Raw genomic sequence first — 19,485 nt, forward strand, 5'->3', positions numbered from 1 at the left:
ATATAAAAAAATGGGACGAACACGACCCTACGATATTTTATAGAATTTTTTTACTACTTATAAAACGACCCTATAAAAATTTAAGGACTATGTTCGACCCTACAAGAATTTAAATATCCTAATTAAAGGGGCTTTTGTGCGTTTCTAGACTTTTTGATATGTTGACATTTACAAATGGCAGTTCGATTGGAACTCAATTGATTTTCAACATATTGTTTAAGATTACGATATCGATCAAGGTCATTTGATTTTTCTTTGGCTTCTTTTCTTAAGCTTTCTAATTCAAGACACTCGTGATTTAGTCGTGATCAAAGCTATTCTTTTTTTCTTGTAGCGTAACTACATCTTCAAGATTCACTCTGTATTTAGAGAATACGGTTGGTACATCCATCAACATTTGCATGTCAATCTTTTGTGGCGTCTCATAAATACAAAGAACGGTATAATCAATGTCTTTTTGTTTGTCCATGATTTGAATATCTGTATAGTGAAGATCATTATTGAGATAGTCAATCTTTTGATGAATCACATTTAACAAATGAAGATGAATTAGACCTTGATACATTAAAAGATAGAAAAAATGCTTTGTTTGTCATTATTTCAGATACAGACGATACATTTAATTTTGTGGTATCAATTATGTATTCACAGTTATTTAATTTACTTTGTGATAAAGCGGATGATAAATATGCTGATAGATTACCAGTCCATGTTAGGTTTCTATTAGATGAGTTTGCGAATATTGGTTTAATTCCTAAGTTTGAAAAGTTGATAGCTACAATTCGTTCAAGAGAATTTTCTGCAAGTATTACATTACAAGCACAATCACAATTAAAAGCTATCTATAAAGATAACGCAGATATGATTGTTGGTAAATGTGATAGCACATTATTCTTAGGTGGAAAAGAGAAAACAACACTAAAAGAATTATCTGAACACTTGGTAAAGAAACAATTGATTTATATAACACTTCAGAAACTAGATCAAATGCTAATAGTTATGGACTGAATTATCAAAAGACTGGTAAAGATATAATGAGTCAAGATGAAATCACTGTTATGGATGGTAGCAAGTGTATATTCCAACTTAGAGGAGTAAGACCATTCTTATCTGGCAAATACGATATTACTAAACATGATAATTATAAGTTACTTGAAGATTATGATAGGAAAAATGCTTTACTTTATGGCAATAAGTATATTTGATATAATTAAGTTAAATATAACGATAAACTGGAATTTTAAGGAAAAGAATGGTTAATGGAAGAGTTTGACACAAGTGATTTGGCATGGATATTATATAAATTATTTTATGGTATTGATAATGATAAAACCATTGTAAAGAATAAAGAAAGAAGTTATATGGAAATTGTTTTTGGGAACAAGTCCATTAATATGAGTGGTGATACGGATTATAATTTTGGACCTGGATGGGCATATTCCATTAGAAAAAAATATGAAGGCTATTTGGGAGAAATACCATCAGAATATGAAAAACTTTATAATATACAATTACAGAGATGTGTGAAACTATATAAATCAGTTTTAAACATTTCATTGATGCCACAAACTGGAAATTTACAAATCACTAAAAAAGGAATTGGTAACGATAGGGTAGACACATTTATATGGGCGTTGGATAGTTACTATAATGATGAAACTTCTTTACTATTTAATAATTCGTCTTTTAATAATACCTCATATTTAAAGGAATATTTAGATTTATTTAGAACGGATCAGAAGGAAGAAACTATATATAACTATTGTTATAAAATTTATGGGATAGAAAGTCATGAATTAGTGGATGAACTAATTATGCATGGTAAAGAAGCAATAGATTCACCAGAAAAGGTTATTGCTTATATGAACTGTGCATATAGGTTTTGGTGCCAAAAACTTACTTTTATCAAAAAAAAGATGAAATATAATAAGAACATCCTTACTGTGGAAGAACAAACGATAATTAATCAATCAGTAAAAGATGCAGAAAATGAATTGAATAAATGGTTTGAAACTTAATATACAGTTATATGTAGCATTTATTTGAAACAGAAAAATTCTAGTTCATCAAATTAAAAAATTAAAGCGAATTAAGGACAAGACGATAGTCATGATTAGTACGAATGGCAGGGGCACCTCTGCTTTTATTTTGGTTATTTTATTAGTTTTAATAATAGTCCAATTTAAATTTTATTCTATATTATTTTTTATTGATGAAATATTCACATTTCGTAATATTTCTTATTTAATACTGTAAGTGTTTCACGTATAATAGATACTAAGCGAGGATATTTTATGCAGATAAGTTATAATAAGCTATTTAAATTATTGATTGATAAGGGCATGAAAAAAACAGATTTGGCTAAAGAAGCTAAGTTAACACCGGCTACACTTGCAAAGCTATCTAAACATGAAACAGTATCTATGGATACGTTGATTCGTATTTGTGATTGTTTGGATTGTACATTTGATGATGTAGTGGAATTGATTAAGTAGGGGTGTTGGTTTTTATGGATATAAATAGAAAATATAGAACAATCACTAGAGAACAATTTTTGTTTCATGAAATGAGAATTGTAGCTCGTTTATTAGATGAAAGAATGGATGAAAATAAAGCTTTAGAAGAAATCGTAAACAAGAATCTTTTCCAGTATCCAACAGAAAGAATGATTAAGAATATTGCGTCTGTTTGTTTAAATCGTTTTAAAGAAACAGATAGTCAAGAATTGATTCATATTGTCGCAACAGAATCTTCAGATGTTGCCAAGCAGGCATGTTTATTTTTAATGATGAATTATTACCGTTTAGTTTGGGAATTTATGATTACTGTTATTGGTGAGAAGTATAGAACAAAAGATTCTTCATTGACGAAGATGGATTTGAATTCTTTTTTTACACGTCTTCAAGAGCAAAATGATACTGTGGCTTCTTGGAGTGATGCAACTATTTATAAGTGCAAACAAGTCTTAAAGAAGACATTGGTTGAAACTGGATATTTGGATAATAACAGATCTGAAGTATTAAATCCTGTATTGTTGGATTATTCAGTTAAAGAAGCTATTGAAAATACAAATAATAGTGAGGCATTAGTAGCCTTTGGATGTTTGTAGGAGGAAGTTATGCCTAGTATTACAGAAAGATTAGACCTTTTAAAAGAAACGATTCAAAGAACAGATTTCCTTAAAGGTGAAGGTTTAAGTAATGAAGTAAATATTCGTATGTTTTGTTACGAATCTAAAGAAGAAATGGCTGTTCGTGCTTTTACTGAGCGCTTAAGTAATGAAAACTTAAGTTGTAACGTACATATTGTGGATTTATACGAAACATTCTTATCGATTTGTGAAGACAAGAGAATCTTGGATCGTATTCCTAAGTTGGAAGAAAGACGTGGAACAGAGTTTTTAGAGAAGCAATTTGAGAAGAGTTGTGATGCGAAGACTTTTGCGAAAAAGATTGTTTCTGAATTGAATGAGAATGATGATTTATTACTTATAACTGGAGTTGGAAAAGCTTTTCCTTTTATTCGTGTACATGCATTATTAAATGCACTACAAGAAGATTTGAATGATAAGCCTATTGTTGTTTTATATCCAGGAACGTTTGATGGGCATTATGTGAAGTTATTCAATAAATTAAAATCAAATGAATATTATAGAGCATTTAATATGATTTAAGGGAGATAAAGGGTATGAAAATCAAAGAGATGTTTAGAGACGATATTGATCGTACGATAAATGGTGTTGTTCAGGTAGAACAAGAAAAAGAAGATGTCATTGAACAAGAAGTGAAAGAATATGTTGTTACGACTGAATTGAAGAAGCATTTCACAAAATTCTTTAATGAATATAGTGATAGTTTTGATCGACCAACAGATAATGTAGGTGTTTGGATTACGGGTTTCTTTGGTAGTGGTAAATCACATTTTTTAAAGATGCTTTCTTATTTATTGGAAAATAAAGAAATCAATGGTATGAAGACAGTGGATTATTTTGAAGAAAAGTTTGATGATCAACTTTCTTTTATGAATGTTCAAAAGTGTGTGCAGGTACCTACGGAAACAATTCTTTTCAATATTGATGTTGAAGGTTCTATGCATAAGGATGATACGGCTGTATTAAAAGTATTTGCGAAAGTATTCTATGATCATTTGGGTTATTATGGAAATGATTTGAAGCTAGCTAAATTAGAGCAGTTTATCACGAAACAAGGTAAGATGGATGCATTTAAAGAGGCTTATGAAGATATTAATGGAGAATCATGGTTAGATACGCGTGCTGAATATCAATTCTTTGAGCAAGATGTTGTTGATGCTTTAGTAGAAGCGGATGTAATGAATGAAAATACGGCACAACATTGGTTTGATGGAACAGAAACAGCGGATATTTCAATTGCACAGTTGGTGGATGAAATTAAGGCGTATGTGGATTCAAAACCAAAAGGATTCCGCTTGTTGTTTATGATTGATGAGGCTGGTCAGTATATTGGTACAAATACAAGTATGCTTTTAAACTTGCAGTCTTTGATTGAAAAATTAGGCTCTGTATGTCGTGGTCAAGTTTGGATTGTTGCGACTGGTCAAGAAGCTTTGGATGAAATGATTAAAGTTCGTCAAGATGAATTTTCTCGTATTATGGCTCGTTTTGCGATTCGTTTGAGTTTAACTTCTTCTTCAGTTGGTGAAGTTATTGAGAAGCGTTTATTAACAAAGACAGATGAGGCAAATACAATTTTGGATGGTGTTTATGAAAACAATGAGAATGTATTGAGTAACTTATATGCGTTTGATACGGAATTGAAGGATTTAAAGGGATATTCAAGTGAAGATGAATTTACACGTATTTTCCCATTCGTTCCTTATCAATTTACAATCATGCAAAAAGTATTTAATGAAATTCGTAAACATGGTCATGCAGGAAAACACCAATCGAGTGGTGAAAGATCGATGTTGAATGGTTTCCAGGAATCAGCTCAACATATTGAAGATAAGAATGAACTTACATTAGTGCCTATGTATGCGTTCTATGATACTTTGCATAGTTTCTTGGATACTTCGGTTCGTTCTGTTATTGAAAGAGCCGAAAGAGCAGCTAGTAATAATAATGGTTTAACCGTGGATGATACTAACTTATTAAAATTATTATATTTAGTTCGTTATATTGATGATATTAAATCAAATATTGAAAACTTAACGATTCTAATGGCAGATACGATTACGGTTGATAAGATTGAATTAAGAAAACAGGTTGAAGAATCTTTGAATCGTTTACAGAAACAAAATTATATAGCTCGTAATGGGGACATTTATCAATTCTTGACAGATGAAGAACAGGATATTGAGCGTGAAATTAGTAATCAAAGTGTAGATTCAGCAAATGTTATTAGTCGAGTTTGTTCAATTATATTTGATGATTTATATACTACAAAGAAATATAGATATTCTAAAAATGACTTTAATTATGATTTTGAATTTGATAAGAGTGTTGATGGACAAAACCATGGTTTAACTACGGGTGGTATGAAGCTTCGTTTTGTTACAGAAGCTTATGAGGATTCGAGTACTCTAAAATTGTCAGCTGAATCATCACATTCGGATGCGATTTGTCAATTGTCTACTGAATTTAAAATTTTTGATGGTATTGAGCATGCATTAAAGATTGATAAGTATATTAAACAAAAGAATGTGAGTCAATTGCCTGAATCTATTCAAAATATTATTACGAACAAACAAAAAGAGGCTCGTCGCTTATTGAATGAAGCGAAAGATAAAATTAATAATGCGATTATTAATGGTACTTTCTACATTGGTGGAAGAGTCGTTTCTATTTCTGGTTCTTCTGTACAGGCAATTTTAAACAAGGCTTTAGAAATGTTGGTTGAACATACATATCACAGTATCAATATGATTGATCATTCTGTAAGTACAGATGCAGACATTCGTAAGATTTTAACAGGTACAGAAGGTCTTATGGATGGTATGGAACCAAATAAAGAAGCTTGTGAAGAATTATATAAGTATTTGGAAATGAAGAAAATGAATAAATTGCCTACTTCAATGTCCGATATTCAATCTCGTTATCAAGCAATTCCTTTTGGTTGGAAAGAAATTGATATTGCGGCAGTAGTAGCTCGTTTGATTTATGAACAAAAGGTAACTATCAAACATCAAGGTTCTATGATTCAACCAAATAATCCCCAATTACCAGATTATTTGCGTAAGAAATCAGAAACTGGATCAACAAATATTTCAATTCGTGAAGTGATTCCTGCACAAAAAATGAAGGCTGTACGTGACATTCTAAAAGATTATTTTGATGTGATGGATGTTCCAAATGATGAGGATGGTTTAGTTGCCTATATTGTAAGGGAATTTAATAATGAGAAGAGTCATTTGGAAGATATGAACAAACAGAATGATTCAACAATTCATCCTGGTTCTTCTGAAATTAAAGAAGCTTTAAATTTAGTAAATAAAGTTCTTCTTGCACAAAGTGATAATATTGCATTAATCAATACAATTTGTGATTTAAAAGATGATTTATTAGACAGCAAGGATGATATGTGTGCTGTAGAAAACTTCTATTCAAGTCAGATCAAGCTTTATGATAATGCGCTTAATTTAAAGGATTCGATTTTAGACAATGAAAAAGATTTCTTATATGATATTCCGGAAGTAAAGGATGCGATTGAAAAAATCAAAGAAATCACAAAAGTATCGAATAAATTTAATTATAAACGTATTCCAGAATTGAATACGCATATTGCGACAATCAATTCTATTCGTACGCAGGAAATGAATCAAAAAAGAGTTGAGTTAAAATCTTTAATTGATGATTGTATGAATGAAATCATAAATGAAGCAAGTGTAAATCAAGCCAAAGTTCAGCCTTTGATTGATAATGCGAAAGTTGAGTATAAAAAGATTTCAAATGAAATTGATCAATTAAATAGCCTTCTTGGTTTATATGCGAAGAGCAATCGTATTTTTGCGGTAAAAGATTCGATTGTAAATCAAATTCAAAGATATTTAACGCAAACAACAACAGTTAAAGAGGATGTAAAAGAATATAAAGCTGAAACTAAACAAGCACCTAAAAAGAAAGTAAGAGAACTTCAAAGAAATGTAATCTTTAGAGAAGTAGAACTTAGTTCGGCTGAAGATGTAGATCGATACTTGGCTAGTATTAAAAATAGATTATTAAGTTATATTAATGATGATGAACAAATCAAATTAAAGTAGATTTAGAAAGTGAGTGCCTATGTCTAGAGAAATAGAAGAATTCATGGATTGTGAAGATGCCTATAATGTATTGCGACATGCTTGTTACAAATTTAATGATTGTCACGAAACAATTCGTATCCTCAAGAAATATTTGGATAATGAGAATAGAGTAACAACCATTTCACCTGTTGAAGTTGCTAGAGAACTCATGCAGGCTGATAAACATCATTTAATGGATGATGATATCTTCTATTTTATAGACAAAGCTTTGCGTGATGCGTATTACCAATCACAAGATCCAATGGCATCTTATGAACTTGGTTGTCTATATTATTATGAAAGATATAATCATGTGAATTATAAAAAGGCATTTAAGTATTTTTCTAAAGAAAAGCATATAGGTGATTCAAATGTTCTTGTGGGTGAATGTTATTTCTATGGTCGTGGAGTAGAGCAAAGCTATAAAGATGCTTACTTCAATCTTGTGAAGAGTGCATTAACAGATGATAGTGCTCATGCATTATATTTACTTGGTGATATGTATTTAAACGGATATTTTGTGGAACAAGATATTCCAGAAGCAAAAGATTTATATTGGCATGCCTTAAATGTTGCAGAACAATTAGATGCACCAAGCAGAATCAAAGCTGAAATTCATTATAGAATTGGAATGGATTATTACCATAGACCCAATACTATAGATAATTTAACAGTGGCCTTAAAAGCCTTTAGTACCACTGAATTACTTCTTTTAGAAGTTATGAATGAAGGTAATCCTTCTTTAATAGATAGAATACACAAAATTAGACAAACACAAATGGAAGTCAAGGAATGTATTGATGAATTCATATTGACTCCATTGGAACCATTGAATTAATAGGGAGAGTTAATCATGAATAAGAATGCGATAAAAAGTTATGCAAACTATGCACATGATCAGTTAGTAAATCAAATTAAATTAAAAGCTTTTGACTATGGTTTTACAGAATCATGTACGCCAGAATTAAATGTAGATTCAGTTAAAGGAAAAATTCTTTCTATTGAAGAAAAAAATCAGTTAAATGCATTAATTAAAGAAGTGAAACATCATGGATTAGAACATGTAGTTGAAGAAGTAGCTTATACTTGGTTTAACCGTTTCATTGCACTTCGTTTTATGGAAGTGAATAATCGTCTTCCTCAAAGAATTCGAGTTTTTACAAATGAAAATAATGAATTTAAGCCTGAAATTAAAACAGAAGCCCTACATTTAGATATTCCAGGATTGGATCAAAAGGTAGTATTTGATTTAATTGAACAAAATGATGATGAAAAACTTTATAAATATTTGTTGCTAACTGTATGTAATGACATGACTATCTATTTACCAGATATGTTTACATCCATTAAAAATCAAGATTATAAAGTATTGTTGTTTCCAGATGGTCTTTTAAAAGAGGATAGTGTCCTAGCCAAAATGATTAGCGATATTCCTGAAGAGGATTGGAAAGATGAAACGGATAATCCGGATGGGCCTACAAATGCAGTAACTATTATTGGTTGGATGTATCAATACTATATTTCTAAACGTCATAATGAAGTTATTAATCTTACAAAAGGACAAGTTTCAAAAAATGATATTCCAGCAGCTACTGAATTGTTTACTACTGATTGGGTTGTTCGATATATGGTAGATAACTCTTTAGGTCGTTATTGGATTGAAAGAAATCCGGATAGTGAATTAAGAAGTAAACTTAAATTTTTAGCAACAGGAAAAGATGGAAATTTACCAATTATTGATAATGATCCAATTCAACCAGAAGAATTAACATTCTTTGATCCATGCATGGGTTCTGGACACATATTAGCATATGCATTTGAAGTATTAATGGAAATATATAGAGAATGTGGTTGGTCAGATCGTGATGCAGCTATTTCTATTGTCGAAAATAACTTATATGGTTTAGACATTGATGAACGTGCATACCAGCTATCTTATTTTTCTATTATGATGCAAGGATGCAAGTACAATCGACGTTTCTTAAAAGCAAATGTTTCAAATCATTTATCAAATGTTGTTGAAACAAATGATTTAGAGTCTTTATCTTATGAAGGTATGATTGAAACAGAAGCAAGCAAAGAAATGTCTAATTACTTACTTCATACTTTTAAAGATGCTTTAGAATTAGGATCATTAATTCAGGTTGAACAAAAAGATTATGATAGCTATAAACAATTTGTGGATGAAGTTCACTCAACTGCAGAGTTTTCTATATATTCATTGGATTGGATGGAAAATACTTACTATCAAATCAATAAATTAATTAAACAAGCAGAAATCTTAAGTAAAAAGTATTGCGTAACGACTACAAATCCACCTTATTTAAATAAGATGTCAGGAGAACTTAAAAAATATGTAGTAAAAAAATATAAAGATTATTCTTCTGATTTGTTTGCGGTGTTTGTAAAGAGAAATTTTGATTTCACAAAAGAAAATGGCTATTTAGGTTTTATGACACCATTTGTATGGATGTTTATTAAGTCTTATGAAAAACTAAGAGAATATATTATTAACAACAAATCAATTGCAACATTGGTTCAAATGGAATATTCAGCATATGAAGAAGCCACCGTTCCAATCTGTTCATTTGTGTTAAAGAACGAACATTCTAATGCTCTTGGTTATTATTTCCGCCTATCTGATTTCAAAGGTGGTATGGAAGTACAAAAACAAAAAGTATTAGAAGCCATTAATAATTCAAATTGTGACTTTTATTATGAGCAAAAAATAGATAAGTTTTCAAATATACCTGGTAGCCCAGTAGCTTTTTGGGTAACTGATAGTATATATAGTTCTTTCAGGAATCTTAAACCATTAGTAGAATTGTATGATGCTAGAAGTGGATTACAAACAAATGATAATAACCGCTTTTTAAAATTATGGCATGAAATTGATGTTACTAAATTCTCTTTTAATAGAGAGATTGAAAGAAAATGGGTGCCATTTTTAAAAGGTGGAGAGTACCGCAAATGGTATGGAAATATGAACTATGTTGTTAACTGGGAAAATGATGGTAAAGATATAAAAGATTATGCTATAGCTTTGTATAAGACTCCTACAAGAACCATGAAAAGTATGGATAAATATTTTTTAGAAGGTTTTTCTTGGTCAGAAGTATCAAGTGGTAAATTTAGTGTTAGATTTACTCCTAAAGGTTTTATATTTGGAGATGTAGCTCCAACTATTTCTAGTAAGAATCAAAGCGGAAAGCTTCCAAAATCATTATTAGGATTTTTAAATTCAAAAGTTGCTGAACAATTTCTTAAAATTTTAACTCCAACAATTCATTTTAATTGTGGGTTGATTCAAAAATTACCAATATTTAATGTAAATGAGGAGAATACAACAATTAATTTAATTGTAGAAAATTGTATTAAAAAGAGTATTTATGATTGGGATTCATTTGAAACATCATGGAATTTCAAGACACATCCTTTGGTTGAGTTAAGACTGGCTGGTGCATCTGCATGGGGTGATTATGATCCTTCTGCAAGAATATCATCTGCTTATAAAGCATGGAGTATGGTTTGTGAAGAGCGTTTTAATCAATTAAAGGCTAATGAAGAAGAGTTGAATAGAATCTTTATTGATATTTATGGATTACAGGATGAATTAACTCCTGAAGTAGAGGATAAGGATGTTACTGTTCGTAAGGCTGATTTAGTTCGTGATATTAAATCATTTATTTCTTATGCGGTTGGTTGTATGTTTGGTCGTTATTCTTTAGATGTTGAGGGATTGGCTTATGCTGGTGGTGAATGGGATAGTAGTAAATATACTACATTTATTCCAGATGCTGATGATATCATTCCAATTTGTGATGAAGAATATTTTGAGGATGATATTGAAAGTCGTTTTATAGAGTTTGTTAGTGTTGTTTATGGTTCTGATACTTTAGAAGAAAATTTGAAATTTATTGCGGATGCATTAGGTGGTAAGGGTACGCCTAGAGAAGTATTGCGTAATTATTTCTTAAATGATTTCTTTAAGGATCATTGTAATACATATCAGGTAACTGGATCTGGTAAGCGTCCAATTTATTGGTTGTTTGATAGTGGTAAAAAGAATGGATTTAAAGCATTAGTTTATATTCATAGATATACACCAGATTTAATTGCTCGTATGAGAACTGGATATATCCATCCACAGCAGGCTCGTTATAGAACACAGATTGAATTATTACAAGAACAGATTGATATGGCTGGTTCTACGAGTGAAAAGGTTAAATTGTCTAAACAATTAAAGAAGATTAATGAACAATTATTAGAATTGAATAAGTATGAAGAGATTGTTCATCACTGGGCAGATAAGATGGAACCAATGGATTTGGATGATGGCATTAAGGTGAATTATGCTAAATTCCAAGAATTATTGGCTAAAATAAAATAAGGAGAATGAATGAATTTTTTAGAGAAACCGTTAGTATTATTTTTAAAGGAGCATTTGATGCCTACTTTGATTTCGTTTGTTATTGCAATTGCTGTTTACCTTTTAATTCCAAGGGATAACTGGGTACTGATAAAAATTGGTGATGATTGGTTTAAGTTATTTATTTTTAGTGTTTGTTTTATATTGATACAATTTTTATTGTATATAAAAGAAAAAATAAATGTTCATCGAAGTTATAAAAAGTATGTTAGATCGAAGAAACAAAGAGATGCAGAAGAATATGAAAAGTATATTGAAGATTATAGAAAATATGCCGACCGTTTGTCTTATGAGGATCGTGATTTTATTAGGGATTGTATAAAAAATGAAAATGAGCCAATAGTAATTAAAATTAGAAACCCTTATTCAAATTCTATTTATGGATCAAGTAATGTATTAAAGACGAGAAATCAAAATGGCCAAGAAGTTGTTAGTTTAACAGATACCGCATATCGAATATTTACTGAAATCTATTACAGATATCATAAGATTGGACATTTTGATTAAAATGAGGTGTTATAGAGTATGGATAATGAAATACAAAAAGTTAAAAATGAATTGCCTGAAGAGTATGTATATGATACGTATAGAGTAATGCGTTCAAATGATCCTAATTTGCATATACCTTTTAAGGATGTCCTTAATAAAATACTAGAAATAGTGGATGTGAAGGATATTTTGGATAATGTTCAGAAGGGTACGGAGTATGTAGTTGAGATACCAGAGGAGTTTCAGAAGCAATATGAATCTGGTGAGTATTGGATTATGAAAAATGCTAAGACGGGTGACTTATGGCCTTCTTTAGTGCGAAAGGGAGAGGATGGTAGAAATAAGATTGTTACTCCTTTAAACATTAAGAAGGAATCTTTTGTGCAGGGTAATCCTATTCAGGATATGTCTCAACAAATTCAAATGGCTCAATTGCAAAGTTCAATAAAAGAACAAACTGAATTATTGGAGTCTATTTGTAAGTCGGTTAAGCATATTCAAAAGGGTCAAATGAATGATCGTATTGCTTTACTTGAGTCTGGTAAAAAACAAGTATATCTAGCTTTAAAGCGTAGTGATGATGATCCTGGTAAAAGAATTGCGATTGAGAATGGTATTCACGATTTGATTAATGCTCAAGATAAGATTTATGAAGAATTGAAACTTCAAATCAATGAGTTTGATGCGATTCCTAAATCGAAGGCTCTGCAATTGGCCGAGGGTTTTATTCATATGGATTATTGGAATAAGAAGTCTGATGAGTACAATGAAATAGTAGATTTGTTTAATTTATATAAGGAGTCTACTAAATATATTGCGGCAGCTCATTTATTGATAGAACAACCTCAAGTTATTGAATCTATTTATTTAGAGTCTGTTAATAAACTAAAAGAATTAGATTATTCAAATGTAATGTCAATTGAACATATGTATTCAGATGATGATTATGATTTTATATTTAACAATGACATTCAATTGCTTGAAGAAGATAAAAAAGAATGTTTGGAATTAAACACCAAATATGAAGGACTAGCTATTGAAGTTAGTGGAGAACAATTATTGGAGGCTATTAACAATGAAAAAGAAACAAATGAAAGTGAATCCAAAGAAACATGCAAAGAAGGCTAAACTTGTTAAAGGAGCAAAAGTTTTAGGTAGTATAGTAGTAACAGCAGGTTCAATTGGATTAGCAATCGGTAAGAATGTAGTTAAGAACAAAATATAGGTTCGTTGTAAACATTGATGATATTTCAAGTTGTATGTGTAAAAAAAGTTAAATTACTATGATATAAGATTAGAAGAGGAGGATTCATAACTTATGGCAAATTTAAAATTTCAAAAATTAACTCCCGAAACAGATGCTGATATCAAAGTGTATGATGAAGCATTTGAGTTTGTTTTCAAAAATGATGATATTAGAAATATTGCTATAAGTGGATCTTATGGATCTGGGAAAAGTTCAATTGTAGAATCTTATAAAAAATCACATACAGATTGTAAATTTAGTACTATTTCTTTAACTCATTTTAATTATGAAAAAAAATCAAATGATGGAAAAGGCAAAGCGAGTGAAGAACACCCCATTTTAGATGTTAATAATTTGATAGAAGGTAAAATTGTTAATCAAATAATACAACAACTTAATCCCTCTGAAATAGACAAATCGATTTTTAAAATTAAAACAGAATGTTTAACAGAAGATAATGTTATTAGGAATTATTCGTTAATTATTTTGGTGTTTTTACTTAGCTTTATAGGATTAATGAAGCCAGATTTATTTAAAGCTATTTTTAGGAACTCTTATCCGTCTGTTTTAATAATCTTATTTCTATTATTTGTTATCACTTTGTTTTTGATTGTTTATTTCTTTGTTAAATTACAAATAAATAAAAATATATTCAAAAAAATAAGCATAAAAGGAAATGATATTGAATTATTATCTGAAAGTACATCCTACTTTGATAAATATTTAAATGAAATATTGTACTTATTTGAAAAGAACAAAAGTGATAACTATATTTTTGAAGACATAGATAGATTTGAGGATGTAGAAATATTTGAACAATTACGTGAATTGAATAAGATAATCAATTTACGATTAAATAATAAGAATCACCGTACTATACGTTTTTTCTATTTAGTTAGAGGGGATTTGCTAGATGCAAAGGACAATACAAAATTTTTTGATTTTGAGATACCGGTGATTCCTGTTATGAATAATTCAAATTCTTTTAATAAAATTAAAGATCTCATGGTAGAGTCTGGATTAGAACCAAAAATGAATGTTAATTTTTTGAGAAGAGCTTGTTTATATATTGATGACTTAAGGTTATTAAAAAACATATTTAATGATTTTCTCATTTATATAAATAGGTTGGAACCGAAAAATAATTTAGAATCAAACTTAAATCTAGATTATAATAAATTGTTTGCGATGATGATATATAAGAATACATATCCTAAAGATTTTACTGACCTTCATTTTAATGAAGGTTATGTTTACAATTTGTTTCAATGCCGAAATCAATGGGTTGATAAACAATTGGATGATATTAGTAATAAAGAAAGTTTAGGTAATATGGGGGTTGAAGAAGCAAAATCAGAAAAAATCAAATGTAAAAACACTAAATATATCGAATTGGCAGGAAGGACCGATTTTGAGTATTTGATAAACAATAAAACAAATAAATATGGATATATTAAAAATAGCTACTATTTTGATCTATTGAATTACTTAATTTCTGCTGGTTATATTGATGAAAACTATTATGATTATATTTCATATTTTTATCCAAATGATATCACAAATAATGACAAGAAGTTTTTACGAAGTTTAACAGATTCAACAGTGCTAGAAGAATATTATAAATTAGACAATCCAAAATTAATTATGGAGTTTTTAGACATTGCTGATTTTGACAAAAAAGAAATATTAAATTTAGATCTTTTAAAATATGTAAGTATGATAGATTCAAATCATTTTAATACAACATTTGAATTGTTGAAGAGGAAAAATAATCCTATTTTCTTGATAGGTTTATTGGAACATGGAGTAAATAAAGAAAGACTAATTTCTGCTATTACCCAATCTTGGCCATTATGTGTTAAAGAGATTATAGAGGATTCAAGTTTATTAGAAAATAGAAGAAAAAATTTTATATTAACTTTACTATCAGTGGATGGAAATGAACATGTTTTAGAAATGAATAAAGATGAATGCTTATTTAAGTATTTGAATGTTACCGAAAATTTATATATAGATATGAAAGACGAATACAATATAGATAACATAGGAAAAGCTTTATCAAAATTGAATGTTAAAATATCTCAAATTTCGTTTAATAAAATTAATAGAGATTTGGCCGCATTTATCTATAAAAACAATCTTTATGCAATCAATTACAGAAACGTAGAGAGTGCTTTTAACACATACTATTCAAATAATAATGGATTAAATTGTCTAACTGATATTTATGCGGAAGATCAGTCTTTGACTAATTATGTAGATGCAAATATTAACACTGTTATTAATATATTTAAAGATAATAACATGTCTTTTAAGGATAATGAGGAAACAGTAATAAAAATTTTAAATCACGCAGAAATTAATAGTGATACACGAATTTATTATGCTGATAATATTAAAACCAAAATCCAGGATATTGGTAAAATCAAAAGTGACGATGTATGGGAATATCTAATTTCCAATAAATGCATTGAATACACCAGTCACAATGTTATGTTGTACATAAAAGAAAAAGGATTAGATGACGTAATATCAACATTTATTAATTCGTCTGATAAGGTAATTAAAGTGGATGATACTTTAACAAATGAAGAAAAAAAGGTTTTATTAAATGATTTAATTAATAATAATATTATTTCTTTGAAAAAGTTTGACGAATTTATGGATTCGATTGGATTAAAATATATAGTATTTAGCACGACAGACGTAAATTACGAAAAAATCAACTCATTAATCAATAATAAAATCATTAAAATGAATAAAAATAATCTTCTTTTCATAAGAGATAATTATGATGAGTTTATTGTATTACAATTTGTTGATAAGAATATAGAAGATTATATAGATTTAATAGACTCAATTGATTCGAATGAAATAGAAACAGAGCATATACTTAAATCTGATATTGAGCTAGATTTAAAAATTGAATTTATAAAAAATCTGAATGAAAAGATATTAGTACTTAACAAAGATTATTGTGCAGAGATTGTAAAAAATGTTATAGAATCTGGTGATTATCTGGATTCAGATGAAGAGGTAGTACTACTTGAAAATTATTCAAAGTATCAAGAATATAAGGAATCAATTTTCTTGCATGCAAAAAAGAATATTTCTGATATCATCTATAATGAATTTAAATTAGATACTGAATTAAGAAAACAATTGATTAAGTCAGATATTTCTGAATCGTCAAAGAATAATTTGCTAATACAATCAATATATGAAGACTCACTAGACGATATTAAAAATAATTTTGTAAATTTAAATTACGAAGAATACTTAAAATTATTTGAAAAGTACAGAATTCCAAAAATTAAAGTTAATCCTGTGTCTCAAGAGATATTGTTAGCATTATCTAAATGCAAATATATAAATTCTTTCTCAAAACAAGATGATTATTATAGAATTAGTAAAAATCAAAAATATGTAAAATGAAATTAAAGAAAAAGAAAGATGAGGGTTCGGTATGGCTATCGAAGATATTAAAAAAGAATTAGAGAAAAGGTTTGCTGAACCTTTGGATGAATTTTATAAGAGAAGGATCATTTTCTGGAATGATGAAGATGGTGAGTTTTTAGATGAGATTGAATCACTGACTTTATGTAATGCAAAAGTATTGGTGTTAGAGGCTGGTCATTTGTTTTCTGCTAAACAGTTATTATCAAGTAGTGATTTGGTATCTAATTATTTAGTGTATAATCCATTGGTTGTGGATCCAGAACATGATTGGTTTTTGGATATTAAGTTATATGGTGAAGAGTATCGTGCGGATAAGACTTCTCGTTTGATGCAGGAAATGCAGATTGTGAATACGTCAGAACTTCGTCATGTAGTTAAGGATTTTAAGGGATTCTTCAATGCAGCAAGTCGTAGAAAGGCTATGGCTTCTTTTGATGGTTTTATTGATAAGAAGTCAACTCTATATATGTCTATTCTTTCGGTTATTTGTGGTGTAAAAGAAAGAGAGCCAGAGCTTATTATTAAGTCAAGTTTACTTGCTGGTGCTGATTTAGAAAATACCGTAAAGATGGATTTATTGAAGTATGGAGCAAGTCCATTGTTTTGGTCACTAGTTGGTAGTGTGACTGGATATCATGGATCTGAAAATATGGATGATTTAGTGAATCATGTAGTCTTAAGTGCAGTTTCTAGAACGATGTCGAGTGATGTATTATCAGGACTTGAATCCAAGTATTCGGATATTCATAGTGGATTTTGTTATGACTTAGTGTTTAATTGGATTCATGGTCAGGATAAAAATTCATTTAGGAGTATTGCTGAATTTGTAGAGAGTAATTTATCTTTATTGGATCGTTTTAATCAGTTTGAAATCAAAGATTTAGAAGATACGGATATTCTTCCAATTATTGATGAAGCCATTTTATCTAAATTGATGTATGCTGTTACGAAACGTAGTATGGATAATAATTCGATCATGAGTGTGATTGAAAAGCGTAGAACCTCAGCTTGGTATGATGATTATGATTATTTCTATGACGGTATTTATCAAGTGGCTTTAATGAATCAGTTCTATGATTCTCATTTGAATAGTTTCCATCATGTGGTTGCCAAAGAGATGTGGGATGCGTATACAAGTGATTATTATGTAATGGATTCTTTATATCGTGAGTTCCATATTGCATTCTCAACTTGTCTTCAAAATCTACATCCTTCTTTGGATGATTCATTTAAGGATTTGGCTGACTATGTTGAGAAAGAGTATAAGAATTGGTATTTGGATAAATTAGCTTCAAATTGGAATACTGTGATTGAACAAGATCTTTCAAGTACTGGTAAGATTACTGGTCTTTTACAACAAACAGATTTTTATCAAGACGTTGTTCGTAATGTGGATGGTAAGGTATTTGTGATTATTTCAGATGCGATGCGTTATGATGTTGCGTATGCCTTGGCTAAACAGTTAGAGGTAGAAACGACAGCGGATGTGGAAATCAGTGCACAACAGGGTATTTATCCTACAATTACGAAATATGGCATGGCTGCATTATTGCCTCATAAAGATTTAAGTGTGGTTGAAAATAATGGTTCGACTAAAGTATTAGTGGATGGACATTCAAGTGAAATGAGTGATCGTGATGGTATATTGAAGTCATATAGTGAAAATAGTGTGGCATTTAAATATAAAGATTTGATGTTAATGAAGCGTGAAGAGCGTCGTGCTGCTGTTAAGGGTAAGGATATTATTTATATTTATCATGATACGATTGATGCTTCAAGTCACAATGATGAAACAACAGTGTTTAACGCTTGTTATAGTGCTAATCATGAAATTAAGAATTTAGTGAATATGATTTGTAGTGAATTAAATGGTTTGAATGTCATTATTACATCGGATCATGGTTTCTTATATACATATCAGGAATTGAAAGAATCAGACAAGATGGAAAGATCATCATTTAAAAAGGATATTGTGGAACAAGGTCGTCGTTATGTAATCACTAATGATTTGGCAAATCCAGATTTCTTAATGCCAGTCAAAGGTATTTATAATGATGCAAATCTATTAGGCTTTGCACCAAGAGAGAATATTCGTATTAAGGGTGCTGGTGGTACTAAGTTTGTTCATGGTGGTACAAGTTTACAAGAAATGTGTGTTCCAATTATTAAATATAAGTATTTAAGAACGGGATATAAGGCTTATAGAATCAATAAGGATAAGTATGAGACAAAACCTGTAAGTATTGCCTTGCTTTCTTCAAATAGAAAAATTAGTAATATGATCTTTAATTTGAGTTTCTATCAAAAAGAAGCTGTTAAAGATAGTTATGTACAATGTACTTATAATGTTTATATTACGGATGCTAATGGTAATGAAGTGAGTGATATACAAAAAATCATTGCGGATAAGACAAGTACAATTCCTAAGGATAGGGAATTTAAGTGTACGTTTAACTTAAAATCACAACAATTCAGTAATACAGAAATGTATTATTTAGTGATTGTGGATGAAGAGGGAAAACAAGTATCTATAAAAGAAGAAGTTCAGATTGATATTGCGATGGCAATTGGTGATTTTGATTTCTTTGGTTTGGATGGTGAATAA

At 29.5% G+C, this 19,485-nt stretch carries 13 protein-coding genes and 1 pseudogene; 13 read left to right on the forward strand and 1 reads right to left on the reverse strand.

Going from position 1 to position 19,485, the window contains the following annotated elements; translation table 11 throughout:
* Nucleotides 1-298: 298 nt before the first annotated feature.
* Complete coding sequence (locus H8911_RS06460; RefSeq protein WP_117923650.1) at nt 299-565, reverse strand: hypothetical protein; 267 nt, start codon at nt 563-565, stop codon at nt 299-301.
* Here H8911_RS06460 and H8911_RS06465 point away from each other — a divergent pair.
* The 13 genes and pseudogenes from H8911_RS06465 to pglZ all read left to right on the forward strand — a co-directional run.
* Nucleotides 532-1,178, forward strand: a pseudogene (locus H8911_RS06465) (VirD4-like conjugal transfer protein, CD1115 family); the annotation flags it as partial. The gene H8911_RS06460 and the pseudogene H8911_RS06465 sit on opposite strands and share 34 nt — an antisense overlap.
* An 81-nt stretch (nt 1,179-1,259) precedes the next feature.
* Nucleotides 1,260-2,018, forward strand: coding sequence for a hypothetical protein (locus H8911_RS06470; protein ID WP_186999073.1), 759 nt, complete (start codon nt 1,260-1,262; stop codon nt 2,016-2,018).
* A gap of 276 nt (nt 2,019-2,294) precedes the next feature.
* The gene (locus tag H8911_RS06475; protein ID WP_117926697.1) at nt 2,295-2,495 is read left to right on the forward strand and encodes a helix-turn-helix domain-containing protein; all 201 of its coding nucleotides are present in this window, start codon (nt 2,295-2,297) and stop codon (nt 2,493-2,495) included.
* A gap of 14 nt (nt 2,496-2,509) precedes the next feature.
* Nucleotides 2,510-3,109, forward strand: coding sequence for a DUF1819 family protein (locus tag H8911_RS06480; protein ID WP_117926696.1), 600 nt, complete (start codon nt 2,510-2,512; stop codon nt 3,107-3,109).
* A gap of 9 nt (nt 3,110-3,118) precedes the next feature.
* Nucleotides 3,119-3,673 carry a DUF1788 domain-containing protein gene (locus H8911_RS06485; protein WP_117926695.1) on the forward strand — a complete coding sequence of 185 codons (555 nt, stop codon included), beginning with the start codon at nt 3,119-3,121 and terminating at the stop codon, nt 3,671-3,673.
* A 14-nt stretch (nt 3,674-3,687) separates the two neighbouring features.
* Nucleotides 3,688-7,236, forward strand: coding sequence for a BREX system P-loop protein BrxC (gene brxC, locus H8911_RS06490; RefSeq protein ID WP_186999074.1), 3,549 nt, complete (start codon nt 3,688-3,690; stop codon nt 7,234-7,236).
* Between the two features lie 19 nt (nt 7,237-7,255).
* The gene (locus H8911_RS06495; RefSeq protein WP_117926693.1) at nt 7,256-8,095 is read left to right on the forward strand and encodes a tetratricopeptide repeat protein; all 840 of its coding nucleotides are present in this window, start codon (nt 7,256-7,258) and stop codon (nt 8,093-8,095) included.
* A gap of 15 nt (nt 8,096-8,110) precedes the next feature.
* Entirely contained in the window at nt 8,111-11,647 is a 3,537-nt protein-coding gene (gene pglX / locus H8911_RS06500) for a BREX-1 system adenine-specific DNA-methyltransferase PglX (protein WP_186999075.1), read from the forward strand.
* Between the two features lie 9 nt (nt 11,648-11,656).
* Nucleotides 11,657-12,193: a hypothetical protein gene (locus H8911_RS06505; protein WP_117926590.1), complete on the forward strand. Its 537-nt coding sequence runs from the start codon at nt 11,657-11,659 to the stop codon at nt 12,191-12,193.
* 18 nt (nt 12,194-12,211) lie between these two features.
* On the forward strand, nt 12,212-13,303 hold the full coding sequence (locus tag H8911_RS06510; RefSeq protein WP_186999076.1) for a hypothetical protein: 1,092 nt from the start codon (nt 12,212-12,214) through the stop codon (nt 13,301-13,303).
* Entirely contained in the window at nt 13,251-13,400 is a 150-nt protein-coding gene (locus H8911_RS06515) for a hypothetical protein (protein WP_158567640.1), read from the forward strand. Before H8911_RS06510 ends, H8911_RS06515 begins: the two co-directional genes overlap by 53 nt.
* Nucleotides 13,401-13,493: 93 nt before the next feature.
* Nucleotides 13,494-16,856 carry a YobI family P-loop NTPase gene (locus tag H8911_RS06520; protein WP_117926592.1) on the forward strand — a complete coding sequence of 1,121 codons (3,363 nt, stop codon included), beginning with the start codon at nt 13,494-13,496 and terminating at the stop codon, nt 16,854-16,856.
* A 31-nt stretch (nt 16,857-16,887) separates the two neighbouring features.
* Complete coding sequence (gene pglZ / locus H8911_RS06525; RefSeq protein ID WP_186999077.1) at nt 16,888-19,485, forward strand: BREX-1 system phosphatase PglZ type A; 2,598 nt, start codon at nt 16,888-16,890, stop codon at nt 19,483-19,485.

It is taken from the genome of Holdemanella hominis, assembly GCF_014306155.1.
GTDB classification, from domain to species: Bacteria; Bacillota_I; Bacilli_A; order Erysipelotrichales; family Erysipelotrichaceae; genus Holdemanella; species Holdemanella hominis.

Excerpts from the sequence above, each read along its gene's own strand:
- H8911_RS06460 (WP_117923650.1), bottom strand. The coding sequence starts at position 565 with ATGTATCAAGGTCTAATTCATCTTCATTTGTTAAATGTGATTCATCAA.
- H8911_RS06470 (WP_186999073.1), top strand. The coding sequence starts at position 1,260 with ATGGAAGAGTTTGACACAAGTGATTTGGCATGGATATTATATAAATTA.
- H8911_RS06475 (WP_117926697.1), top strand. The coding sequence starts at position 2,295 with ATGCAGATAAGTTATAATAAGCTATTTAAATTATTGATTGATAAGGGC.
- H8911_RS06480 (WP_117926696.1), top strand. The coding sequence starts at position 2,510 with ATGGATATAAATAGAAAATATAGAACAATCACTAGAGAACAATTTTTG.
- H8911_RS06485 (WP_117926695.1), top strand. The coding sequence starts at position 3,119 with ATGCCTAGTATTACAGAAAGATTAGACCTTTTAAAAGAAACGATTCAA.
- brxC (WP_186999074.1), top strand. The coding sequence starts at position 3,688 with ATGAAAATCAAAGAGATGTTTAGAGACGATATTGATCGTACGATAAAT.
- H8911_RS06495 (WP_117926693.1), top strand. The coding sequence starts at position 7,256 with ATGTCTAGAGAAATAGAAGAATTCATGGATTGTGAAGATGCCTATAAT.
- pglX (WP_186999075.1), top strand. The coding sequence starts at position 8,111 with ATGAATAAGAATGCGATAAAAAGTTATGCAAACTATGCACATGATCAG.
- H8911_RS06505 (WP_117926590.1), top strand. The coding sequence starts at position 11,657 with ATGAATTTTTTAGAGAAACCGTTAGTATTATTTTTAAAGGAGCATTTG.
- H8911_RS06510 (WP_186999076.1), top strand. The coding sequence starts at position 12,212 with ATGGATAATGAAATACAAAAAGTTAAAAATGAATTGCCTGAAGAGTAT.
- H8911_RS06515 (WP_158567640.1), top strand. The coding sequence starts at position 13,251 with ATGAAAAAGAAACAAATGAAAGTGAATCCAAAGAAACATGCAAAGAAG.
- H8911_RS06520 (WP_117926592.1), top strand. The coding sequence starts at position 13,494 with ATGGCAAATTTAAAATTTCAAAAATTAACTCCCGAAACAGATGCTGAT.
- pglZ (WP_186999077.1), top strand. The coding sequence starts at position 16,888 with ATGGCTATCGAAGATATTAAAAAAGAATTAGAGAAAAGGTTTGCTGAA.